Annotated in this window: 5 protein-coding genes and 1 pseudogene; 4 read left to right on the forward strand and 2 right to left on the reverse strand. The window is 62.9% G+C overall.

Going from position 1 to position 4,375, the window contains the following annotated elements; genetic code table 11:
- Window positions 1–192, forward strand: a pseudogene (locus tag MOV61_RS28650) (short-chain dehydrogenase/reductase); the annotation flags it as partial.
- A gap of 105 nt (window positions 193–297) precedes the next feature.
- On the opposite strand, the gene MOV61_RS28655 reads toward MOV61_RS28650, so the two are convergent.
- Both MOV61_RS28655 and MOV61_RS28660 read right to left on the reverse strand, forming a co-directional pair.
- Window positions 298–1,176 carry an NAD(P)H-binding protein gene (locus MOV61_RS28655; protein ID WP_247139019.1) on the reverse strand — a complete coding sequence of 293 codons (879 nt, stop codon included), beginning with the start codon at window positions 1,174–1,176 and terminating at the stop codon, window positions 298–300.
- A gap of 62 nt (window positions 1,177–1,238) precedes the next feature.
- Window positions 1,239–2,138 carry an AraC family transcriptional regulator gene (locus MOV61_RS28660; protein ID WP_247139020.1) on the reverse strand — a complete coding sequence of 300 codons (900 nt, stop codon included), beginning with the start codon at window positions 2,136–2,138 and terminating at the stop codon, window positions 1,239–1,241.
- Between the two features lie 235 nt (window positions 2,139–2,373).
- Between MOV61_RS28660 and MOV61_RS28665 the strand changes: the two genes are divergently transcribed.
- The 3 genes from MOV61_RS28665 to hisD all read left to right on the forward strand — a co-directional run.
- The gene (locus tag MOV61_RS28665) at window positions 2,374–2,553 is read left to right on the forward strand and encodes a hypothetical protein (protein ID WP_309493871.1); all 180 of its coding nucleotides are present in this window, start codon (window positions 2,374–2,376) and stop codon (window positions 2,551–2,553) included.
- A 483-nt stretch (window positions 2,554–3,036) separates the two neighbouring features.
- Entirely contained in the window at window positions 3,037–3,471 is a 435-nt protein-coding gene (locus MOV61_RS28670; protein ID WP_247039173.1) for a DUF2948 family protein, read from the forward strand.
- A gap of 67 nt (window positions 3,472–3,538) precedes the next feature.
- On the forward strand, window positions 3,539–4,375 hold an 837-nt coding region (gene hisD, locus MOV61_RS28675), incomplete at its 3' end, for a histidinol dehydrogenase (RefSeq protein ID WP_247139021.1).

A 4,375-nucleotide genomic window follows, 5' to 3' on the forward strand; every position in this document is an offset into this window, starting at 1 on the left:
AGCGGCCGCCAGCCGGGCGATCCGGTGCGCGCCGGCGAGGCGATGATCGCCGCGACCGAAGCGGATCAGGCGCCCCGCCACTTGGTTTTGGGCGCCATCGCCTATAATGCCGTCACCCAGAAGCTGAAGGAGCGCCTGGCCCAGATCGAACTCTGGGAGGACATCAGCCTTTCCGCCGATTTTCCCAGCTGAGGATGGCGCGGTAGTGCCAGTCGACGGGTCAGGGCGGTCATTCGCTCCCGGGCGAGTGTTGAACCGTCCTGCAGCCGACCGGACCGCAACCGCTCCGGTCGGCCTTTACTGCGGCGGAAGCAGCGGCCGCAAAGCGTCGATCAGTTCGGTCGTGCCGTAAAGAATATTGCTGGCGCCCGGTTCGATCTCGATCAGGCCGCCCTTGTTATGGGCGTCATAGACCTTAATCAGCAGTCCGGCGGCACTCGCGTTCATGATCCGGTCGAAACGTTCCTTCCATTGCGGACGGGGTATGGTTTGTGAGGAAACCGTCCGGCCCAGGAGCTGGCCCAGCGCCTCCGCAACGTCGCTGGCACTGTATCTGCCTGGTCCTTCGGCATGGATGACCTCGAGGCCTTTGCGGGTAGCAGGCTGCAACAGCAGGCCGGCGGCAATCGGGCCGAGGTCCGGAGCCGAAATCGTTGGAAACTTCCGGCCGACCGGGTCGTGAAAGGTCGGCAGGATGCCGGATGCGATGGCGGTCGGGATGACGCGCCCCCATCCTTCCATATGCTCCGCCGATCGCAGCAGCAGCGTGTGGGTATCGAGCCGGCCGAGCCTGTCCTCGAATATACGGAACATGCTGGGCATCCCGATGTCGTCGGTGACGTGAGCGCCGTAGTCGGAAATCGCCAGCACCCGCCTCGGGCGCGCCTGTTCGAGCGCTCCGGCAAGGCTTTCTATCGCCCGCAGCATCTCGTCGGCGGTGTCTTTCGCCTGCGGCGAGGCCGGGAGGATGATCTGTACGGCATCCGCGTCGGCGATCGATCTGGCGAGGGCTTCGGCATCCAGAAGGTCGGCGATTGCGATCTCGCAGCCGATCTTGCTCAGCTGTTCCGTCTTTGCCGGATCGCGCAGGATCGCCCTGACGGGCACGCCCGCCTTGCGCAATGCCAATGATGTTGAATAACCGACCTTTCCGGCCGCTCCGACGATTGCAAGCATGTCCAATTCCTTGAGTTGCGAGGTATAGAGCTAAGGAATAGGGCAGGCCGCATCGCGCAGATTCAGACGGATCTTTGCAGTTTCGGCCGGATTTCGGGTGCCGGACGAGCGATCTCGCTCGGAGTCTGACCGAGGATACGCTGCATCGTCGAGGCCATATGGCTCTGGTGAGCGAAACCGGCGGCCAGGGCGATCTCGCTGGCCGGCATCCTCGTCGTGGCGATCAGGGCCCTTGCGTATTCGATGCGGCGGCGCATCACATATTGATGCACGGACGTTCCGGTGCTGTTGCGAAACAGCGTCTTGAGCCGGGTGACGCTGACGCCCGCGACCGTCGCCAGATCGGCGAGATGGAGTTTCTGGTCCAAGTTCGTCTCGATGAAGTCGATCAGCATTCTGAGCTGGCGCGCGGACATTCTCAGCGCGCCGGAGGCTGCTGGGTATGGACTGCCGTCAGTCGTGGTTTCGATCAGTCGGACGGCCAGCGCGTTCGCCAGAAGATCGATGTAGAGTGGATCGGACGGCATTTCCGCCTCGAGATCCGCCTTGATGGCCCAGCCGATCGCCTCGATACGGGCATCGCGAAGCTGGAGCCGCGGGATGAATTCGATCCTTGCTGGGTCCCTTCCGAGCTCTTCGGCAACCTGTTCCAGAAGCGAGGGGCGAAGGCTCAGCCGCAGGATCTGGCAATCCGCATCGTCCTCCCAGGATCCATCCACGCCCGCCGGAACGAAATCGATATCGCCGGGCTTCTGCAAACGCCGCATCCGCCTGTCGCCGACCGTGCAATCCGCCTGAACGGGCGGACCGAAATGCATGCCCAGTCGATGCAGTTCGCTCCCCCGCACATGCGAAGACATTCCGCCCGGGATATGCACGAGAGCGGCATCGAGCGCGTTCCAGGCTCTTCCCTCACTGGAAAAGAGGATCCGGGGTGACGGTTGCGGCGAGGAAAGTGTCATGGTCGGGTGTCCTCGGATCTCAACGTTTGGAACAAGGCTACCCCTCATTCGCCTCCGCAACAACGCGCCAAATCGCGTGGAGTAGGGTCTGCCGTCGGCCTGTTACCGCGGCGATGCCGATCTGCCCGACGGACCGGTGCTGGTGGTCGGAGGCGGCCAATCGGGCGTCCAGATCGCGGAGGGATTGGCCGAAGCAGGCCGGTGGTGCACAGGCTTCAAGGGTGATTTTAGTTGGGTGAGACTTCCCGGTGTGCTCGACAGCTTGGGGCAACCGGTTCACGAGGACGGCGTGACCGCCCTGCCGGACCTCTATTTCGCCGGATTGGATTTCGCCTCGACCCGAAAGTCAGGCACCATATTGGCGGTTGCCGAGGAAGCGCCTCGCCTTGTTAATCACATCGTAGCGCATTCGTAACTACGCATGCCAAGGCGATATCCCCGATAACTCCGGGGAGGAAATGCGGCCGGACGGCGGTTGCCTTCCTGCTTCGTCAAGGGCTTGGCAGATTTTTCGCTCCATCGACATCCCCGGGATCAAGACACCGGGCAATAATGGCCGCGTCATCGGATGGGAACCGGGTTCGCGAACCGGCTGCCTTCACCAAGGTTCGAAAGTGCCCGGTTCCGGTGATGGTCGTCAAAAGCGGCGAGGGGAGGGCTCGGAAATCCTCCCTGAACCGCAAAAGACGATCGGGGCAGGCGGAAACCGACCTCACATCAATACCCAATGCCCTGCCTGCCCCATTCCCATTTTTGAACCGTGCCGGCACCATCTGTCGGCTGCGGATAAAGCTACGTTCTGTCTTGCGCTCCGCCGTTGCTTCTTGCCTCGCCACATCCTATCTCAAGTCCAGGAACTTTCGCGTGAACGCGCGCCTCTTAATGGATATTGGAAGCGATGACCGACTTGAAGCTGCTGGCCCTCGACCCGGACGACCTGGGTGTCATTTCCGCCCATATGCAGGATGCGGTCTTCAAGGTGGGTGACGTGCGCTGGTCGCAGCCCGAGCGCAACTTCTCGCTCGCGGCCAACCGCTTCGTCTGGGAAAATGCCGGCGAGAAAAAACGTAAAAGTTTCGAACGCCGCCGCTCGGCCATCGTCTTCAAGCGGGTCGAGGCGGTGCGCTCGACGGGCGTCAATCGCGGCCGCAAGGATGAGGTCCTGTCGCTTTTGGCGATCACCTTCTCGCAGAAGGGCGACGGCCCGGAAGGGACGATCGAGCTGGTGCTTTCCGGCAAATCGACGATTGCGCTCGATGTCGAATGCATCGAAGTTGCTCTTGCGGATGTCGGCGGCGCATGGGAAACGGCGTCGAAGCCCCGTCATCCCTGATCTGGCCCCTTTGCCCGAACGGTCTGAGCGGGATAACATCGTTTTTTGAGCTGGAAGGGATATCCGCTTGGCAATCTGGTTGGATCAGGCGTCGCAGGACTTTGAGGCGAAGTTTTCCGCATTTCTCTCGACCAAGCGGGAGGTCTCGGAAGATGTGAATACGGTGGTGCGCGCCATCATCGACGATGTGCGCGCCCGCGGCGACCAGGCATTGATCGATTATTCCGCCCGCTTCGACGGTATCGACCTCGCCAAGGTCGGAATAAAGGTGACCGAGGCCGAGATCGACGCCGCCTTCGCCGAGACCGACCGGAAGGTCGTCGACGCCCTGAAGTTTGCCGCCGAACGGATCGAGCGCCACCATGCCCGCCAGATGCCGAAGGACGATATCTACGAGGACGCGATCGGCGTCGGCCTCGGCTCCCGCTGGACCGCGATCGAAGCGGTCGGCCTCTATGTTCCGGGCGGCACCGCAAGCTATCCGAGTTCGGTTCTCATGAACGCGGTGCCGGCAAGGGTTGCCGGCGTGCCACGTCTCGTCATGGTCGTGCCGGCCAATGGCGGCACCATCAATCCCGCCGTGCTCGCCGCTGCCCGCATCGCCGGCGTTACCGAGATCTACCGCGTCGGCGGCGCCCAGGCCGTGGCGGCGCTCGCTTATGGCACAGAGACGATCGCCCCGGTCGCCAAGATCGTCGGCCCCGGCAATGCCTTTGTGGCGGCCGCCAAGCGGCATGTCTTCGGCACGGTCGGCATCGACATGATCGCGGGCCCTTCGGAAGTCCTGGTCATCGCCGACGCTGAGAACGATCCGGACTGGCTGGCCGCGGACCTGCTCGCCCAGGCCGAACATGATGCCGGTGCCCAGTCGATCCTCGTCACCGATGACGCCGGGCTCGGCAAG

It is taken from the genome of Neorhizobium sp. BETTINA12A, from assembly GCF_023006485.1.
Lineage (GTDB): Bacteria > Pseudomonadota > Alphaproteobacteria > Rhizobiales > Rhizobiaceae > Neorhizobium.

Excerpts from the sequence above, each read along its gene's own strand:
- MOV61_RS28670 (WP_247039173.1), top strand. The coding sequence starts at position 3,037 with ATGACCGACTTGAAGCTGCTGGCCCTCGACCCGGACGACCTGGGTGTC.
- MOV61_RS28660 (WP_247139020.1), bottom strand. The coding sequence starts at position 2,138 with ATGACACTTTCCTCGCCGCAACCGTCACCCCGGATCCTCTTTTCCAGT.
- MOV61_RS28655 (WP_247139019.1), bottom strand. The coding sequence starts at position 1,176 with ATGCTTGCAATCGTCGGAGCGGCCGGAAAGGTCGGTTATTCAACATCA.